General features: G+C 65.4%; 21 protein-coding genes. 14 read left to right on the forward strand and 7 right to left on the reverse strand.

The genetic code is table 11. The features are described from left to right. Positions 1-50 precede the first annotated feature (50 nt). From AAF604_08145 to AAF604_08165, 5 genes are all read left to right on the forward strand, one after another. Entirely contained in the window at positions 51-419 is a 369-nt protein-coding gene (locus AAF604_08145; GenBank protein ID MEM7049614.1) for a RebB family R body protein, read from the forward strand. Positions 420-532: 113 nt separating this feature from the next. Then, positions 533-892 (forward strand): RebB family R body protein, encoded by a 360-nt coding sequence (locus AAF604_08150; GenBank protein MEM7049615.1) that lies wholly within the window; start codon positions 533-535, stop codon positions 890-892. A gap of 33 nt (positions 893-925) precedes the next feature. Next, on the forward strand, positions 926-1,345 hold the full coding sequence (locus AAF604_08155; GenBank protein MEM7049616.1) for a RebB family R body protein: 420 nt from the start codon (positions 926-928) through the stop codon (positions 1,343-1,345). A 124-nt stretch (positions 1,346-1,469) separates the two neighbouring features. Beyond that, the gene (locus AAF604_08160; protein ID MEM7049617.1) at positions 1,470-1,694 is read left to right on the forward strand and encodes a RebB family R body protein; all 225 of its coding nucleotides are present in this window, start codon (positions 1,470-1,472) and stop codon (positions 1,692-1,694) included. 36 nt (positions 1,695-1,730) lie between these two features. Then, entirely contained in the window at positions 1,731-2,099 is a 369-nt protein-coding gene (locus AAF604_08165) for a RebB family R body protein (GenBank protein ID MEM7049618.1), read from the forward strand. Positions 2,100-2,476: 377 nt separating this feature from the next. Here AAF604_08165 and AAF604_08170 read toward each other — a convergent pair whose 3' ends face one another. Continuing rightward, positions 2,477-2,962 carry a hypothetical protein gene (locus AAF604_08170; protein MEM7049619.1) on the reverse strand — a complete coding sequence of 162 codons (486 nt, stop codon included), beginning with the start codon at positions 2,960-2,962 and terminating at the stop codon, positions 2,477-2,479. 100 nt (positions 2,963-3,062) lie between these two features. After that, complete coding sequence (locus AAF604_08175; protein MEM7049620.1) at positions 3,063-3,428, reverse strand: hypothetical protein; 366 nt, start codon at positions 3,426-3,428, stop codon at positions 3,063-3,065. A gap of 172 nt (positions 3,429-3,600) precedes the next feature. On the opposite strand from AAF604_08175, the gene AAF604_08180 reads away from it, so the two are divergent. The 3 genes from AAF604_08180 to AAF604_08190 all read left to right on the forward strand — a co-directional run bounded on the left by AAF604_08180 (position 3,601) and on the right by AAF604_08190 (position 4,695). Continuing rightward, positions 3,601-3,858, forward strand: a complete 258-nt coding sequence (locus AAF604_08180) for a hypothetical protein (protein MEM7049621.1) — start codon at positions 3,601-3,603, stop codon at positions 3,856-3,858. Positions 3,859-3,990: 132 nt separating this feature from the next. Then, positions 3,991-4,353, forward strand: a complete 363-nt coding sequence (locus AAF604_08185) for a hypothetical protein (protein MEM7049622.1) — start codon at positions 3,991-3,993, stop codon at positions 4,351-4,353. A gap of 141 nt (positions 4,354-4,494) precedes the next feature. After that, the gene (locus tag AAF604_08190; protein MEM7049623.1) at positions 4,495-4,695 is read left to right on the forward strand and encodes a PspC domain-containing protein; all 201 of its coding nucleotides are present in this window, start codon (positions 4,495-4,497) and stop codon (positions 4,693-4,695) included. Between the two features lie 6 nt (positions 4,696-4,701). Here AAF604_08190 and AAF604_08195 read toward each other — a convergent pair whose 3' ends face one another. Next, positions 4,702-5,592, reverse strand: coding sequence for a glycosyltransferase family 2 protein (locus AAF604_08195; protein ID MEM7049624.1), 891 nt, complete (start codon positions 5,590-5,592; stop codon positions 4,702-4,704). A 198-nt stretch (positions 5,593-5,790) separates the two neighbouring features. Here AAF604_08195 and AAF604_08200 point away from each other — a divergent pair, with 198 nt between their 5' ends. The 6 genes from AAF604_08200 (at position 5,791) to AAF604_08225 (ending at position 13,544) form a co-directional block, all read left to right on the forward strand. Beyond that, positions 5,791-6,327, forward strand: a complete 537-nt coding sequence (locus AAF604_08200) for a DinB family protein (GenBank protein MEM7049625.1) — start codon at positions 5,791-5,793, stop codon at positions 6,325-6,327. 1 nt (position 6,328) lies between these two features. Continuing rightward, entirely contained in the window at positions 6,329-6,745 is a 417-nt protein-coding gene (locus tag AAF604_08205; GenBank protein MEM7049626.1) for an SCP2 sterol-binding domain-containing protein, read from the forward strand. Then, positions 6,742-7,632, forward strand: a complete 891-nt coding sequence (locus tag AAF604_08210) for a R2-like ligand-binding oxidase (protein MEM7049627.1) — start codon at positions 6,742-6,744, stop codon at positions 7,630-7,632. Before AAF604_08205 ends, AAF604_08210 begins: the two co-directional genes overlap by 4 nt. Beyond that, entirely contained in the window at positions 7,629-8,345 is a 717-nt protein-coding gene (locus tag AAF604_08215) for a hypothetical protein (protein MEM7049628.1), read from the forward strand. Before AAF604_08210 ends, AAF604_08215 begins: the two co-directional genes overlap by 4 nt. Before the next feature lie 118 nt (positions 8,346-8,463). Further along, positions 8,464-10,290, forward strand: coding sequence for a threonine--tRNA ligase (gene thrS / locus AAF604_08220; GenBank protein ID MEM7049629.1), 1,827 nt, complete (start codon positions 8,464-8,466; stop codon positions 10,288-10,290). Between the two features lie 227 nt (positions 10,291-10,517). Then, positions 10,518-13,544: a choice-of-anchor D domain-containing protein gene (locus AAF604_08225; protein MEM7049630.1), complete on the forward strand. Its 3,027-nt coding sequence runs from the start codon at positions 10,518-10,520 to the stop codon at positions 13,542-13,544. 77 nt (positions 13,545-13,621) lie between these two features. On the opposite strand, the gene AAF604_08230 is transcribed toward AAF604_08225, so the two are convergent. The 4 genes from AAF604_08230 to AAF604_08245 form a co-directional block, all read right to left on the reverse strand. Next, complete coding sequence (locus AAF604_08230) at positions 13,622-15,157, reverse strand: PA domain-containing protein (protein ID MEM7049631.1); 1,536 nt, start codon at positions 15,155-15,157, stop codon at positions 13,622-13,624. Between the two features lie 3 nt (positions 15,158-15,160). Continuing rightward, on the reverse strand, positions 15,161-15,625 hold the full coding sequence (locus AAF604_08235; GenBank protein ID MEM7049632.1) for a hypothetical protein: 465 nt from the start codon (positions 15,623-15,625) through the stop codon (positions 15,161-15,163). Between the two features lie 317 nt (positions 15,626-15,942). Further along, entirely contained in the window at positions 15,943-16,974 is a 1,032-nt protein-coding gene (locus AAF604_08240; GenBank protein MEM7049633.1) for a hypothetical protein, read from the reverse strand. A gap of 1 nt (position 16,975) precedes the next feature. Then, positions 16,976-17,452: a hypothetical protein gene (locus AAF604_08245; protein ID MEM7049634.1), complete on the reverse strand. Its 477-nt coding sequence runs from the start codon at positions 17,450-17,452 to the stop codon at positions 16,976-16,978. Positions 17,453-17,562 lie beyond the last annotated feature (110 nt).

Genomic DNA, 17,562 nt, shown 5'->3' on the forward strand with positions numbered 1-17,562 from the left:
AACCGGTGCCGGTGACAGCCGGACCACGACCCTGAGAAGGAGAACGAACTATGGCGGACCCCACTCTCGTCAACGGCCAGATCACCGACGCCGTCACCCAGAGCAACGTCAAGATCCTCGGCGAGGCTCCCGGCGAAGCGCTGGCGATGGTCTACCAGGTGATGGGCCACTCGGTCGGCATCGGCATGCAAAATGCCGTCACTGCCCAGCAGCAGATGACCACCCTCAGCCAGGCGGCCACCACCCAAGGCATCAACCTGCTGTTCAGCATGGATCCGGCCGCCGCCTCGGTCAGCACTCAGGAGCTGCTGAGCAGCAACTCCCTCGCCACCCTGTTGGCCGAGCTGCAATCGGCCCTGTCCTTCAATCAACAGGCGGCGAAGACCGCCCAGTCCACACCAATCGCTCCGGTTCGCTGAGCGACTTTCGAACGGCTCGAGAACTGATTCCATGTTTCACAACCGATTTCACAACCGCGGGCCCGGAGGCGTGACTCCGGCTCCCTCAACCTCCATCGACAAGGAGAAAAACCATGGCTGATCCCACCCTCGTCAACGGCCAGATCACCGATGCCGTCACCCAGACCAACGTCAAGATCCTCGGCGAGGCTCCCGGCGAAGCGCTGGCGATGGTCTACCAGGTGATGGCTCACACCGTCGGCATCGGCATGCAGAACGCCGCCTCGGCGCAGCAGCAGATGACCACTCTGAGCTCCGCCGCTACCACCCAGGGCGTCAACCTGCTGTTCACGATGGATCCGGCCTCGGCCTCGGTGAGCACCCAGGAGCTGTTGACCGGTAACTCCCTCGCCCAGGAGCTGGCATCCCTCAACGCCACCCTGAGCAGCAACCAGCAGGCGGCGAAGACCGCCCAGAGCACCCCCACCGGCTAGTCCCTACCGCTTTCAACCACGGAGATCTGATTCATGGCTGATCCCACCCTCGTCAATGGCCAAATCACCGATGCGGCCACCCAAACCAACGTCAAGATTCTGGGAGAGTCGCCGGGGCAAGCCCTCGGTACCGTCTACCAGGTGATGGCTCACACCGTCGGCATCGGCATGCAGAACGCCGTCGCCGCCCAGCAGCAGCAGACCACCCTCAGCGGAGCCACCGCCACCCAGGGAATCAACCTGTTGTTCACGATGGATCCGGCTTCGGCGGCGGTCAGCACTCAAAATCTGCTGACCGGCAATGCCCTCGCCTCGTCCCTCTCCGAGCTCAGTGCGTCGCTGGCAAGCAACCAGCAGATCGTCAAGACGGCGCAGAGCACTCCGAGCGCGTCCTCGAACACGATTCCGGGAGCCGGCCAGCCGCCGCAGCAGCCGCTGCAGCCGGCGGGCTAGGGCGATGAGGGTCTGACCCCGCCGCGCTCTCGAACCGCGGTCCTGACGCCGCCCGCGATCTCGGGCCTCCCACCAGAAGCCCGAGATCGCGGCCCGGCGTGATTCACCAGAGCGGAGACTTCCGATGCCTGATCGAGTCAACGAGCAAATAACCGACGCCGTCACCCAGACCAACGTCAAGGTCCTCGCCGAGGCTCCGGCCGAGGCCATGGGCATGATCTACCAGGTCCTGGGACAGACCATCGGCCTGACGATGCAGAACGGCGCCAGCGCCCAGCAGAACATGCAGACCGTCGCTGCCGCGGCCACCGCCAAGGCGGTCGAGAAGATCATGGCGGGCACTGCCTAAGAACGGCCGGCGATCCGCCGAAGAAGGAGAACCAGCATGCCGCAGGATCCCCCTCAGAAGGTCAACCCCCAGATCGTCGACGCCGTCGAGACCACCAACGCCATCGTCCTCTCGAAGGCCGCCACCATGGGCATGGGGGCGGTTTCGCAACAGATCGCCCAGGCCGTCGGCCTGGCAGTCCAGGACAGTGTCGATCACCTCCAAAACGCCCTGACCTTGGACAGCGCCGTGTCCGGCCAGGCCCTCGCCATCATCCTGGCCGATCCGGAGAAGATTCCTCAGGCGGAGCTGGCGCTGCAGAAGGCCAACCAGGTGGTCCAGGACAGCATCCAGGACGTCGAGGAGATTGGCAAAGCGGTGGCTTCCGTGCTGAGCGATCTGTCGAGCGCGGTCTCCTCACCTTGAGCCGCGGAGCCGCTTCGGCTCGAAACGTCCCGTCCCCGCCCTCCGGCGCACCCCACTCCTCCGGCGACCGGTGGTCCGCCATCTCCGCGCCCGGGCACCGAGCTCGGGGCGCTCGTCCCCTCAGGCCCCCCGCAGACCACCGCCCTCGAGGCTTCGGACCTCCCGACCCTCGCCGGGCCCTGCCTCGCCAGATCGATCCGACACCGCGCCGCGCCGTCCTCGGCAAGCCGCCTCTTCGACTGGTGTGGACGACGCCCCGCCGGGCAGATGATAAAAATCGGGTCTGAGCTGCCCGCAAGAGTGCTCCCGAGAGGAACAAAAAAACCGAAGAAGCCGCACCCGACTCCTTCGGCCACCACCCCCTCGGGGCAGGTTTCTCAGCGACGACGCCCGGCAGGCTCCTCGAGGTTGCTGACGTCATTCGCCGGCTCCTGGTCTCCGCCCTCGGCATCTTCTTCCTGCCACTGCAGCACGATACTGCCGATGATGAAGTTGGAAGGCAGGGTCGGACTGGCCTTGATCTCGAGGGAGTTGGTTCCCTGCTGCAGTACCGGCGCTGAGAAAACCGTCAGCCAGCTATTCCAGCCGGTGGCCGCCGGGATGGTCAGACCCTCGAGGGCCTGGCCGTTGATCATCACCTGGCTGGAGCTGTCGGAAACGCCCCAGAACTGGCCGAGCAGAAACGCCTGATTGAGGTTGGCCTCGGTGGCGGCGTCGTAGATGGTGGGATTGCCCACGATCTCGAAGGTCTTGCGCGACGAGGTTTCTCCCTCGAATTTCGCCCACGGCACATCGAGGCGCCCGGCCTCCGAACCGAGCTGTTCGAAGAACTCCAGGATGGTGAAGTTGAGCCCATCGGCCATCGCATTCTCCTTGCCGGGAGCCTGATCAACTCCCGAGCTGTCGATTGAGGGTGAGCGTTCAGGTGGCCGATCGGCCACCTCGCCGACCCCAGGGCGGCGATCAGTCGCCGGCGGGACGGAGGGAGCCCGAGATCTCGCGCAGGTTGTCACCGGCGACGCCGAGATCGAGGCGGGAATGGGAAAGGATGCCTTCCGCCAGCTCGAGTCCCTGCAGGCCTTTGGCGACCGCCATCTGAGCCTGGAGGATGCCGATCTGACTGCGGAAGGACGGTCCCCCGGCATCGGATAGCTGCTGCAGCCAGAGCTGGGCGCGCTGCGCCTGCTCGAGAGTCTGCCGAGCCGCGTCCCGAGCCGCGCGCAGAGCGAGCAACGCCTCGTCGGCGTGATGCTCGACCTGCTGCGCCGCTTCGAGCGCCTCGTTGGCGCAAAGCTCGAGATCGCGAATGGGTGCTGCCGGGTCCGACATCTGGATTCCTTTCTCTCTCCGTCCCCCGCAAAGACGGCCGATCGACCGTTCCGTGAAGCTTGCGACGCGACCTCGCGGGCGAGTGCAGCGGCGCTCCCCGCGGCCGATCCCGGGATCCCGCTGCCGAGGACGCGGCGGCGACAAATTCACCGCCGGCGCGCGGCGCCGTTCTGTGTTCGAGATGGTCAGGCCGGGAAGATGCTTCGACGGCACCACGGTGATCTGCGGCGCGAGCGGCGCGCGCTGCCTGTGGAACGTTCGCGCCCTGATCCACCACCCTCCTGCCGTGGTCGAGATCCACCAGACGGCCGAATCCCGCGCCCTCGCCCCCCTGACCGAGGGCCGCACCTACGTCTTGCTCGCCACCGGCCTCAACCTCCAGGCCCGCTACCTCGGCCGCCAGCAAGGACTTCGCCTGTTCGAGGTTTGACCGGGCAACCTTTCACAGGCGCTCACCGCCCACCGTCTGACCTCTCGAAGCATCGCGACACGAGACCGCTGGCCGCCAGCGCTGGCCGGGCAGCCGGTCACCACCAGCCACCCACTTCCCAGGAGGGTTCCCATGACCGACCTTCAATCCATCACCGTCACCGTGTCCCTGAGCCATGAGCCTCGCTCCAACAACTCCAAGCGCCAGGTCTCCCAAACCCGCTTCCAGAGCCAGCTTTTCTCGAACGTCACCGTTCGCGATGAATCGGACGGCTGCCGCACCGTCATCGAGAACGCCGCCGCCACCCTCGAGGGCAGCGGCGCCGATGGCAGCAAGCTGATCGTCAACGCGGAGCAGAATCCCAATCTGGTGGTCAACCGCTGCTACCGCATTCAGGGCGACCCCGACCTCGACGACTCGGCCCGCTTCGAGGATTCCCAGGATCCCGGCGTGTTCAATTTCGTGGTCGACAATTCGTCTTGCCCCGGCTGCTGATTCGGAGCCTCGACGAGCCCGAGGCAGCGAGCGCAGAAGGGCCGAGCGGGCATCCGCCCGCGGCGGTGGAAACATCGAGGCGAGGCCAAACGTAGGGTCCGACGAGGGCCACTTCGGCCCTCGCGACGGAAAGGAGAACTCATGGCCCTCTATCGCTCGACGGACGACAAAGTCCTGGCCGGCGTGTGCGGCGGTATCGCTCGTTGGCTGGGTTGGAATCCGACCTTCGTCCGGATCGCCTACGTGCTGCTCTCGGTCTGCTCGGCCACCTTCCCCGGCATCCTGGTCTACTTGATCCTGTGGCTGGTCACGCCGCAGGACTCCCAGCGGGTCATGGCCTGATCGCCGTCACCGGGCTGGCGGGCCTGCAGTCGCTTCCTCGTCCTCCGGTGGCTCCCAGACCTCGTCGTCGTCGTCGAAGGGCGGCAGGTTGGGTTGCTTGCCGCGGGCGGCGTTGACCCGCCAGCCCCACAGAATGGCCCACTTCATGTAGGTGCCGTAGGCCTGCAGCATGCAAAACACCAGGCCGTGCATGCCATCGAGGAAGCCTCCCTGCAAAATGTAGGTGCGGAAAAATCGCCAGACGGAGCGTCCCCAGACCTGCACGAACCCTGACTTCCGCCCATCGCGCCAGCCCTGGGCGGCGCCCCACACGCTGTACTTGACGATCCGCAGGATGTACTCGTCGAGCTTGTCCACCATGTAGTGCTGCATGGCGTTCTTGAGGATCGGCGCCGGCCCTTCGGTGGTCATGTCGGCATGCACCCGACGGTTGGGGTAGCGCGCCGTCCCCTTGCGAATCAGCCGCACCACGCGGTCGTGCTGCCAACCCGAGAAGCGAATCACCTTGTCCAAGAAGTAGACCCGCCGAGTGATCGTGTAGGCGTTGTACTTCGGACCCTTGGCGAGGATGCCCTCGAGCTCCGCCTGCAAGGCCGGAGTGCAGCGCTCGTCGGCGTCGAAGATCAGGATCCAGTCATGCTCCACCTGATCCATCGCCCAGTTCTTCTGCGACGCCGAGCCGTAATAGGTGCGCTGATGGAAGCGCACCTGCTCGTAGCCGCGGACGATTTCCGGCGTGCGGTCGGTGGAAAAGGAGTCGACGACGAAGATCTCGTCGCACCAGAGGAGCGAATCGATGCAACCGGCGATGTTCGCCTCTTCGTTGAAGGTGGTGATGATCGCCGAAACGGCGGGTCGCTGGGGCGACGCGGCGCCCTCTTTCTGATTCTGTGACATCGCAATCCCCCTCCTCGGGGGCCGATCCTATCGCGCTCGCCGGGCCTTCGAAACCGTTCCCGCCGACGCCGACTCGACAGTCCACCATCACCGCCGAAGGAACCACCTCGCCCCTTGCCGACGGCGCTTTTCGAGAGTCCCTCCGGAGGCTCGACGGGGCCTCCCGGCGGCGGCCGACGGATCGGATAGGATCTGTTGGTGAATCCGCCGACCACACCCGCCCTGGGCCGCCAGTTCCGGCGCATCGTCACCCAGTCGGATCACCTGATCGCCATTCTCGATGGCGCCGGCCCGGCGATCGATGCTCGCCAGCAGAGAGTTTCCGCCTGGAATGTGGCGCAGCATCTCGAGCATCTCGGCATCACCGGTAGCCTGACCCTCGACACCATCGACTCGCTGCTCGGCGGCAACGGCCACCCTCAGGGCAGTCCCAGCACCATGGGGCGGCTGGTGCTCCTGAGCGGCAGGATTCCGCGCGGCCGCGGCAAGGCACGGCCGGAGTGGTTTCCGGGTGACGGCGGTCGCGAGGCGGCCCGTCAGCGGCTCGAAGCCTACCGCCTGCGGCTGCCGGCCCTCGAAGCTGATCTGCCGCGCATCGCGGACAGCCGGCAGGCCAGTCGCCACGCCGTATTGGGCTACTTCAATGCCCGCCAATGGCTGCGCTTTCTCGCCATTCACCAGCAACACCACCTGCGCATCATCGCCGACATCGGCAGCGCCGTCGCAAGGAGCTGACGTGTCACCGGACGTTTTTTCGCAAGCCTGGATCGCCGAGTGGGGCGACGAGCTCAACAGCAGCGACGCCTATCGCGCCGCGGCCGCCGCCTGGGAGGGCTCGATCCTGTTCATCATGGCCTTGCCGACGGGCGAAGAGCGGCTGGCCTTCCTCGATCTCTGGCATGGCGACTGCCGGGCCGCCCGGGTCGCCTCGCAGCAGGACACCGGCGACGCCGCCTTCATCCTGCGCGCCACGGATCACGACTGGCAGCGGGTTCTCAGCGGCGACATCGAGCCCATCTGGGCGATGATGTCGGGCAAGCTCAAGCTCGAGCGCGGCCGCACCGCCCAACTGGTTCCCCACGCCAAAGCCGCCCAGGAGCTCGTCGCCGCCGCGCGCCGCGTCGATGCCCGCCGCCAGGAGTCCAGCCCATGACCCCAGAACGCACCTTTCAGACCACCAGCCCGCGAGGCCTCGATCATCGCCTGCCGCCGATGCGCCTGTGGCAGAAGGCGAAACGCCACGGTATCTGGAATCCGGCGGACATCGACTTTCGGCGCGACGCCGAGGACTGGCGACGCTTGTCCGAGGACGAGCGCGATGTGCTGCTGCGGCTGACCTCTCTGTTCCAGGCCGGCGAAGAATCCGTCGCCCTCGACCTGCTGCCGCTGATCCAGGTGGTGGCCCGGGAAGGTCGGCTCGAAGAGGAGATGTTCCTGGCGGCTTTCCTGTGGGAAGAGGCCAAGCATGTCGAGCTCTTCCGGCGTTTCCTCGACGAGGTCGCCGACGAGCACACGGACCTGTCGCGCTACCACACGCCGAGCTATCGCACCATCTTCTACAACGAGCTGCCGCAGGCTCTGCAGCGCCTCGAGCAGGACCCGTCGCCGGAGTCCCAGGCCTGCGCCTCGGTGACCTACAACATCATCGTCGAAGGGGTGCTCGCCGAAACCGGCTACCGGGGATACCACGACATTCTCGAGCGCCACGACTTGATGCCCGGCATGCGCCAGGCGGTGGGGCACCTCAAGCGCGACGAGTCACGCCACCTGGCCTATGGCGTGTACCTGCTGTCGCGTCTCGTCGCCGAGCACGGCGACTCCGTGTGGCGCGCCATCGAGCAGCGCATGGGCGAGCTGCTGCCGCCGGCCCTCGGCATCATTCCGGAGGCCTTCGCCAGCTACGAGGTGATGCCCTTCGGTCTCCAGCTCGACGACTTCACGGACTTCGCCCTCGGCCAGTTCCAGCGCCGCATGGCCCGCATCGAGAAGGCCCGGGAGCAGACCCTTGCCCAGGTCTGCAACAGCGAACTCTCCGAGTGAGGGCGCTCTTCACCTTCAGCTTTCTGGTGATGCTGCGCCTCGTCTCGGGGCTGCTCTTCCGGGTCGACCTGAAGCGCGTCGGCGAGATTCCGCCGGGCGACCCCTGGCAGGGCCTGCGGGTGGTGGCGATCCTCAACCACACCAGCCTCTACGAGCCGATCTTCGCCGGCGGCGTGCCGCTACGGTTCCTCCGCCGCCTCGCCGATCACGGCGTCATCCCGATCGCCGCCAAGACCATAGATCGGCCGATCACCGGCCGCTTCTTCCGCGCCCTCGCCGCCCACGTGGTGTCGATCAGCCGTCAGCGGGACGAAACCTGGAGCGCGGTGCTCGGCAAGATCGACGATCCCAAGGCGATGGTGGCGCTGCTGCCGGAAGGCCGCATGAAGCGCGCCAACGGCCTCGACTCGAAGGGTCGTCCGATGACAGTCCGCGGCGGCATCGCCGACATTCTCCAGGCGGTTCCGAAAGGCCGCCTGCTGCTCGCCTACAGCCTCGGCCTGCACCATGTCCAGGTTCCGGGACAACGGCTGCCGCGGCTGTTCCAGAAGATCCGTATGCGGCTCGAAGTGCTCGAGATCGCCGACTACCGCGCCGAGCTCGAGGCGATCGCCCCCAACGGCGACTTTCGCGCCGCCGTCATCGCCGATCTGACCCGGCGACGGGACCTCTACTGCAACGAGTCCTCGGACATCGTCGAGCAGCCGCTCTAGAGCGCCGCAACGACCGGCCCGGGCGGGGTTGGCAAGCAACCGGGAGCATGCGAACATTCCCGGCTCGAAACTTTCTTTTCCGTCCGCTTGCCGCGGACGTCGACCCAGGAGCCCTCCGATGGCCAAGTCGAGCCAACTCGCCCAGGACCGCCTCTACGAAATCCGCCACAGCGCCGCCCACGTGCTGGCCCAGGCGGTTCTCGAGCTCTACCCACAAGCCCGTCTCGGCATCGGTCCCCCGACCGACAACGGCTTCTACTACGACTTCGACCTCGGCCAGGACGAAGACGGCAAGCCGATCTCCTTCTCGCCCGAGGATCTCGCGGCGATCGAGAAGGGGATGAAGCGCATCATCGGCGGCCGCCACGACTTCGAGCGCCGGGTGGTGAGCGCCGACGAAGCCTCCGAGCTGTTCGCCGATCAGCCCTACAAGGTCGAGCTGATCGCGGGCCTGGCGAGCGGCGAGGTCGACGAAGACGGCAATGAGATCGAGGCCGCTCCGGAGATCACCACCTTCCGGCAGGACTCCTTCGAAGACCTCTGCCGCGGCCCTCATGTCGAGCACACCGGCAAGATCCCGGTCGATGCCTTCAAGCTGATGTCGATCGCCGGGGCCTACTGGCGCGGCGACGAGGCCAACCCGATGATGCAGCGCATCTACGGCACCGCCTGGACCAACAAGAAGGAGCTCCGTCGCCACCTCGACCTCCTCGAGGAAGCCAAGAAGCGCGACCACCGCAAGATCGGCAAGGACCTCGACATCTTCACCTTCGACGACGAGGTCGGCCCCGGCCTGCCCCTCTGGCTGCCCAACGGCGGCATCCTGATCGACGAGCTCGAGAAGCTCGCCAAGGAGCTCGAGTTCAAGGCCGGCTACGAGCGGGTGCGCACGCCGCACCTCACCAAGGAGAGCCTGTTCCACAAGAGCGGCCACCTGCCGTACTACGCCGAGAGCATGTATCCGCCGATGGAAATGGACGGCTTCAACTACTACATCAAGCCGATGAACTGCCCCTTCCATCACAAGATCTTCGGCAGTCGGCCGCGCAGCTACCGCGACCTGCCGTTGCGCCTGGCGGAGTACGGCACCTGCTACCGCTATGAGAAGAGCGGCGAGCTCTTCGGCCTGATGCGAGTGCGCTCCCTGCAGATGAACGACGCCCACATCTACTGCACCGAGGAGCAGTTCGAGAGCGAGTTCATGGCGGTGATCGACATGTACCAGGAGTACTTCCGCCTGTTCGAGATCGAGAGCCACTTCATGCGCCTGTCGACCCACCACAGGAAGGGCCTGGGCAAGAAGTACGTCGACAACCAGCGCCTGTGGGAGAAGACCGAGGACATGGTGCGCCGCGCCATGGAAGCGGGTGGCGTGCCCTTCGTCGAGGTCGCCGACGAGGCGGCCTTCTACGGCCCCAAGATCGACGTTCAGATCAAGAGCGCCATCGGCAAGGAGTTCACCCTCGCCACCAACCAGGTCGACTTCGCCCAGCCGGAGCGCTTCGAGCTCGAGTACATCACCGGCGAGGGCGGTGCCGCCACCCCGCTCTGCATCCACCGGGCACCGCTCTCCACCCACGAGCGCCTGGTCGGCTTCCTGATCGAGCACTATGCCGGCGCCTTCCCGCTCTGGCTGGCGCCGCAGCAGGTTCGCCTGGTGCCGATCTCGGACAGCCACAACGAGTATGCCGAGAAGGTCGTCGCGGAGCTCCGCGGGGCCGGCATCCGGGCCGACTCGGATCTCGCCTCGGAGCGCATGAACGCCAAGATCCGCAAGGCCCAGCTCGCCAAGATTCCCTACATGCTGGTGGTCGGAGACCGCGAGATGGAGGAAGGCACGGTGGCGGTCCGCAAGCGCGACGGCTCGCGCCAGAACGGCGTCCCGGTGGCCGAGCTCCAGGCCGACCTGCTGAGCCGCATCGCCGAGCGCAGCGCCGGTCTCTGAGCGGCCGCCCGATCCGGTCGCGGAGAAGCCCGCTCTCCCCCCGGAGAGCGGGCTTTTGCTGTCTTCAGCGCCTCTATCTCCAGGAACGGTTCAAGCCTCGGCCCTGGAGCCCAACCTCGAGCTGCTGAGCTGAAGTAAACCCATACACACACGGAGTGCACCTTCAGGCGTCACATCCATGAGACCAGCCTCGCGGCTGGTCACTTCTTGCCAAGGAGACCTGATCCATGACCCGAAGATCCACTCTCGCAGCAGTCCTGATGGCTGCCTTCCTTCTCTCCGCCGGCTCCCAGGTGCTCGGCCAGGGCCCTGTCATCTGGATTCAGCACCGCCATAGTCCGGTTCTCGACGTGGCCTCCCGCTCCCTTTCCATCGTCCCGGTTTCGCCAACAACGAGCCAGGTCATCGTGCAAGGGACCGTCTATCTGGCCGAGGCCGGCGGTCTCGATTACATCTCCTGCGATCCCCGCTTCAATGTTCAAAGCCTCAGTCCGGACACCTGGGATCAGCTCGAATCTCACCCCTACGATTTCGAGTACATCTCGCCGCCCGTCGCCCCAGTCCAAACGGACGGTCAGTTCTTGACCTGCTCGATTGTCAACACGGTTGACAACTGCTACGTCGATGCCTTCGGTAACTTCCACAACAATGGCGTTTTCGCTCGCCTCGAAGGCGCCGCCTACGACGGCCTCAACCCTCAAGAGACCTCGGCCTACACCACCACGGCATATCTGCCATGCACTCCGTCCTACAACCTCGAAATCGAGGCGATTGCGCCGGCCAACTACACCATTTCGGTCTTGGTGCTGCAGAGTCTTCCCAACGGCGGGAACGCTCCTCCGATCCAAGCCACTTTGAACGCCGGCCCGCTACCCAACATCGAAGAGGTCGGTCCCTTGCTCGATGGCTCCCAGTTCGAGGTTCGCTACCGCGGCTCGACGGCGATCAACCCCAGCACCGGCAGGGATGCACTCTTCTGTGAGTTTTCGCCGGACTCGGGCCAGATCGAGTTCGGAAACCACCGAATCGATGGGTTCTGCTACTGCGTCGCAGGAGAGAATGAGGATGGCAGTTGCATCATTCCAGACGATTGCACCAACTTGGCCGGTGCGGAATCCGGCCTTGGCTGTGGCGAGCCCAATATTCCACATCCTCCGATCGAAGATACCTTTCACTTTCGCTACTGGCTCGACCGCCTGCAATCTCTTCCCATATCACTGCAGAACATCGAAAACGTCTGGCGCAACCTGAGAAATCTCGAGTGCCGCACGGACTGCTTCACCACCGAGCATCAAACCTGTAGCTGGGTGCTCTGCATCCCGAACCCGACGGCAGGAGCCAATGATCCTTGTGGTCAGGATCCCGACTATCCGAACCAAATGGAGGTCTGTACTGAAACCATCGACTGCAGTCCCGTTTGTCACGACACGGAGCGAGCCGCGGATAGCCCCTTCTGGGGCTCCAGCGGCTCGAGTCCGACCCTCGGCACCGGCGCCACGCTGAAGACCACCACCGCTTCTCGCTTCGGATCCACCGGTCCTGAGGGAGTCCAAATCGTCGACGACACCTACTTCGTCCTGGCCCGTGGGTTCGACCCCGATGGCCTCGCCGGATTCGCGGTTTTTGTCGATGGCTCACCGGTCAGCGCGGAATTTCGATCCGACATGGCGTCCGGCACGGCCCATGCCCTCGTTATCGATACCTCGGATTTGAGCGAGGGGCTGCACGAGGTCGAGCTCGTCGTCATTGAAGACGAGTCCACTTTCTACACCCCGACCCACACCAGAGTATCGATCTGGGTCGACCACAGTCCGCCATCGGCCGAGCCGGATCTGATGGTGACACGGCCTCACAATGGCAGCGAGGTTCCGTCCGGTTCTGATGAAACGGTTCAATCGCCACCCACCACGGGCTCATCCTGGACCGGACGTTATCGCCTCGAAAACCGCGGTCAGCAAGACCTCGAGATCGAGACGGCCCGCATCACCGGAGACTGCTGGTCTCTGTCGTCGCCGCCGCAGGCGGTGATTGCCGCCGGTCAGAGCAGCGACCTCGAGATCACCCTCGAATGCGGTCAGCCGGGCACCTACACGGGACAGCTCGAGCTGCACAGCAATGACCCGGATCTCGGCATCTATGAGCTGTCGATCACCGGCCAAGTCGTCCCCGAGCCGGGCCCCAATCTCCGGGTCGAGCACTTCGTCACCGGCGAGATCATTCGGCCCGATTCGTCGTTCGATCTTCCCGGTGCCCAGCCGCAGCTCGGGAGTCGGCGAAGCTACAAGATCCGCGTCTCCAACACCGGCCAACAAACGTTGAGCATCTTCAACGCCGGCGCCTTGGTGAGCGGTCCCTGTTGGTCTCAGACTTCACGACCATCGTCCAGCCTGGCGCCCGGGGAATCGAGCCACTTCTGGGCAACCCTGGGAAAGGTCTGCGCGCTACCCGGGGCTTACACCGCCCAGATTCGAATCTCGTCGTCCGACCCAACGCCGGCCAGCTTCGAGTTCTCGATTTCCGGTCGAGTGCTTCCCGCAGCGGGCCCCGATCTTTGGATTTCCGAGGTGGGTGGAGGCGTCATCTATCCGGTGAGTAATCCGGTCGTCTTCCCCAGCACCCAGACCGGAGCACCGGTGTGGAAGCTCTTCGAGATCGAGAACCGGGGGTCCGAGACCCTCACCATCTCGAACCCCGGCAACTTCGTCCAGGGGATTGGCTACTCGCTGATCCAAGCACCGGCCGCCACCGTTCCAGCGGGAGGCTCGACCAGCTTCCGGGTTCGCCTGATGTCGAACACCGCCGGGACCTTCGCTGGCAGTGCAGAAATCGCCACCAACGATCCGGATCAGTCGGTCTTTTCGATCGGATTCCTCGGTACCGTCAGTGACCCTTCGGGTCCCCATCTCGTGGTCACCAGCAACGGCACCGAGATTCAAGACGGCGGCCTCTATTTGCTGCCTCCGGCGGTGCCCATGGGCACTTCGTCGCGTCAGTTCACGATCGAGAACCGAGGCAACTCGGCGCTGGTGATTCACCAACCGACCGACATCGTCTCGGGAGATCACTTCACCCTCATCGAGGCTCCCGACTCCACCGTGGCCGCTGGCGCGAGCACGACCTTCCGGGTCCAGCTCCGAAGTCCCACCGTGGGCGTTTACTCGGGCTTCGTCGAGATCTCGTCGAACGACCCCGACAGCGGGACCTTGGTTTTCGGACTCCACGGACGGGTCGAGAGCAACTCTCTAACCCCGTGAACGAGAAACGGCCCGCCCCTCGGGGGCGGGCCGTGAACCACCAGCGACCGGATCGTGAGATCCGGCAGCGGAAAGGACTAGACGTCTTCGCGACGGCGGCGGCTCATCATCCAAAGGGCCGCAGCCAGCAGCAACAACGCCAAACCGAAGAGCCCGATGGTGTCGACCGTCGGAACCTCGATGATGTCCGGCAAGTTGGCGCCAAACCAACCGATGTCGGCGAACAGCTCGTCGGTCAGATCGACGTCGGTGCCGATGTCCGGATTGATGAAGGGCTCCATCAACAGGTTCGGCGTCGCCGAGGTGTCCCAATGGGAAACGCTCGAGCCCGGCTGCACCGGATTGGGCGCGAACAGCTTGACGAAGCCATTGGCGTCGGCTCCGGCCAGGCTGTTGACGTCGAGGGTGATCGAACCCTGCGGCGCGCCGCCCAGGTTGGCCACCGGGAAGACACCGCGAATGGTGTCGCCGTCGGCCATCGAAATGCCGATGCTCGGGATGGTGATGCCACCCGGATCGGTACCGCCCATCGGCGGCAGACCGGTGGCCGCGTTGTTGGTCACCACCACACCGATGGCGCCAGCGGCCTGGGCATTCTGGGTCTTGGTCACGAAGGCGCAGTTGCCGCGCGCGATGATCGCGATGTTGCCCGCCGGGAATCCCGCCAACGGCTCACAGCCGTCGAGGGGATCGGCACCGGCACCATCGTTGGCGATCGCCAGCGAGCCACTGGTACCGGGAACCGCCACCGCCGGGCCGTAGGTCGCGCCCTGGGCAGCATAGGTGCCGGCGATCCCGCCCGGAGCGGTGATCACGAGGGCCGCCGGGTTGACCAGCACGTTGGGCGCCTCGGCGCGCACCGCGGCGCCGGTCCACACCAGGTTCTGGTCATTGATCGCCGAAGCCATCCGCTCGGCGTCGTTCATCTCCGACCACAGCAGGCCGGTGGTGTTGTCGCGGCTGAACTGGGTGAAGATGTCCGCCTGGTTCTGGAACAGGGCACCGGTCGCCTCGTTGGCGAAGTTGGCGAAGCCGAGACCATGACCGAGCTCGTGCTTGACCACCTGGAAAAGATCGGTGGTGTTGGCCGGCGCGTTGTTGTCGAGGCCGTAGTACCAGTTGTTGGTACCCAAGCAGTTGGGGTTGTTGTCGATGTCCGAGTTGAAACGCGCCTGCAGGTCGTCGCCCTGCAGACCCTCCGGCGGCGGCGGATCGAGATCGACCCCGGCGATGCGGTTGGCGAGGGCGGCGTGGTACCAGGTGTCGGCGAAATCGGCGTTGTCGAAGTTGGCCTGCACCACCAGGGCGCCGGCGGAGCCGAGCACTGCCGAAGTCGCGTCGCAGAACAGCGGGTCGAAGTTGGCACGCACGAAGATCTCGACATCGCTGTCGAGAATGGCGCCCCACTGATCGGCGGCGGCCAGGAAGACGTTCAGGCGCTGCTCACCGACGGAGGCGGCGGTGTCGTTGCCAGCGGCCGGCAGGAGCGGCGGACCGGGATCGTTGAAACCCTCGCCAGGACCGTCCATGTTGACGATGGTGATGGTGGCGGCGCCGAAGGCCGGCACGGCGAGCAGAAGAGCGAGCAGCGAGAGCAGGGTCGTCTTACGCATCGCCTACTCCTCCACCGAGGGGTGAGGGTGATGGTGACCGGCGGCGAAATGGGCTGCCTTCTCGGAGCTGTCGAGGCAGTCGTGAACCACCTCGCCATCGTCGGCGATGCGGGCCACGGCGTAGCTCATGTAACGCCCCTGCAGGTCGACGGAGGTCGAGCCATCGGCCCGCTCGACGCGGGTCAGGCCGACATCGGTACGCTCGGCGATGGCGCTGGCGAGGCCCGACTCGGCGACCTCTTCGGCCGTCGGAGCGCGCAGCTCCCCGGTCTCGGGATCGATGAAGGCGCGCATACCCTGTCCCTCCGCCGTCGGCTCTGGTGCGATTTCTATCTCCGCGATCACCGGAGCCACCGAGGGGTTCGCGGTCGCGAAGCTGGCATAGGCCCAGACTCCGCAAGCGAGAACGCCGACGACGGCGACGACGACCGAGGCACGCCTCATGAGAGGTGCGTGCGGTGCTTGCATCTTCCGTCCTCCTTCAAAGCGGTTTTACATTCATACGAAGAGACCAGGTTGTCCAACATCCCGGTACGCGGACCCTCCCGCAACAGATTTCCAGACATCGGCCAAGGAGTCACGAATACAGGGCTATGACGTACGAACATACCAGTCCGAATCGAAGTCTGACAAGAATGGCCACCGGCGGACGCAGAAACTCCTAATCACCACGGGGAGTACCCGACGGCGACGATCCGGGGGGCGGCGGGGAGCCGCCCCCGGCGGGGTCGACCCCACCGCGATCGGCAAGCCCTTGCAGGCGCCGGCCCCGGCGGGTCCGAGGTCTACTGCACGGTCGAGCTCCAGAGGGTCAGGTCACCGCTCTCGAAGCCATCGAGAAAAATGCCCGTGCGGCCCTCCTCCCAGCCGACGTCGAAGAGCTGCTCGTCGGTGAGATCGAGGCCGTAACCGGAGACATTGCCGATGGACGGCTCCATCAGCAGATCCGGCGACGCGGTGTCGATCCAGTGCGAGATCGACGAACCGAAAGCCACCGGATTCGGGGTGAAGAAACGCAACCTGCCCTGACCATCGGCGCCGGAGGTGAGAAAGCCGGTGGCCGCGGTGACGTGCGGTCCATCCCAGACCACATTGCCGGTGTTGATCGCCGAGGCCACTCGCTCAGCCTCGGTCATGGTGTCCCAGTGCTCGTTGGTCGTGGTGTCGAAGGTGTACACGGTGTAAATGTCCGGCAGGTCGAGAGGCGAGGTGCCATCGCGTTCGTCGACGAAGTTCGAAAAGCCGATGCCGTGGGCGATCTCGTGCAGCACGACCTGCAGCAGATCGAGGGTGCCGAAGGGGGCGTTGGCGTCGGCACCGTAGTACCAATCGGTGCCGCCGAGGCAGTTGTCATCGCTGTCGAGCAGGGTGTTGAAACGCGCGAAGACATCATGGCCCACCGAGCCTTCCGGCGGATTGGGATCGAGATCGCGACCGGTGAGGCGGTTGGCGAGGGCGACGTGGTACCAGGTGTCGAGGCGGTCGGCCCCGGGGAAGTTGCTGTTCAGCAACGCCGCCCCCGCCAAACCGAGCTGGGCGAACTGGGCGTCGCAGAACAGGGGATCGAAGTTCGAGCGAACGATGATCTCGACATTGCTGTCGAGGAAGTTGCTCAGAATCACTCCGGCCTGGTTGAACACGAACAGGCGCTGCGCGCCAAGGGTGGTTTCGGGATTGATCCCGACCGCGGCCACCACCGTCGGATCGTTGAAGCCCTCTCCCGGATCGTCGTTGTTGAGAATGGTCACGGTGACATCGGCCCAGGCCGCGCTGGCGAAGGCCGCGGCGAGCAGCAAGCAGGAGAGCAGGCGCGCCATCCTAGTTCTCCCCTCCGGCCTCGGTGCTGTTCTCTTCCGCGGCCTGTTGGCGTGCCGCGGCGCGCTCGCGGTAGAGACGGATCGCGGCGTTGCCGTCGTCATCGCAGTGCGAGTGCAGCTTGCCGTCGGCGTCGATCCGGGCGAAGGAGGAGTGATAGAAGCGCTCCTTGAGATCCACCTTGAGGCTGCCATCGATGCCGCGGATGGCCACCAAGCCCTCGGAGGACTCGTTGGCCACCGGCCCGACGTGACCGGCGCGGCGAAGCTCGTCGGCGGTGGCGGCCCGCAGCTTGCCGGTGACCGCATCGCGCACCACCCACATGGCGTTGGCGGTGGGTGCCATCACCGTCTCTTCGGCAACGTCCTCATTGCCGGGCGCCGCTTTTGCCGCTTTCGATTCCTCGCCCCCGACCAGGCCGGCGAAGGCCGAGAGCAAGGCGCAGAAGACCACCATCTTCCTGTTGAATGTGCTTTTCATGGTGCTGAGGTCCCCCAAAACAGTTGAAACCAGACTCGGACCCCGAAAGGGCCCGCGGGTGCCCGTCCATCACGCCTGAGGGCCCGTGGGGTGGGCTACTCCGAGATTGC

This window comes from Acidobacteriota bacterium (assembly GCA_039028635.1).
GTDB lineage: Bacteria > Acidobacteriota > Thermoanaerobaculia > Multivoradales > JBCCEF01 > JBCCEF01.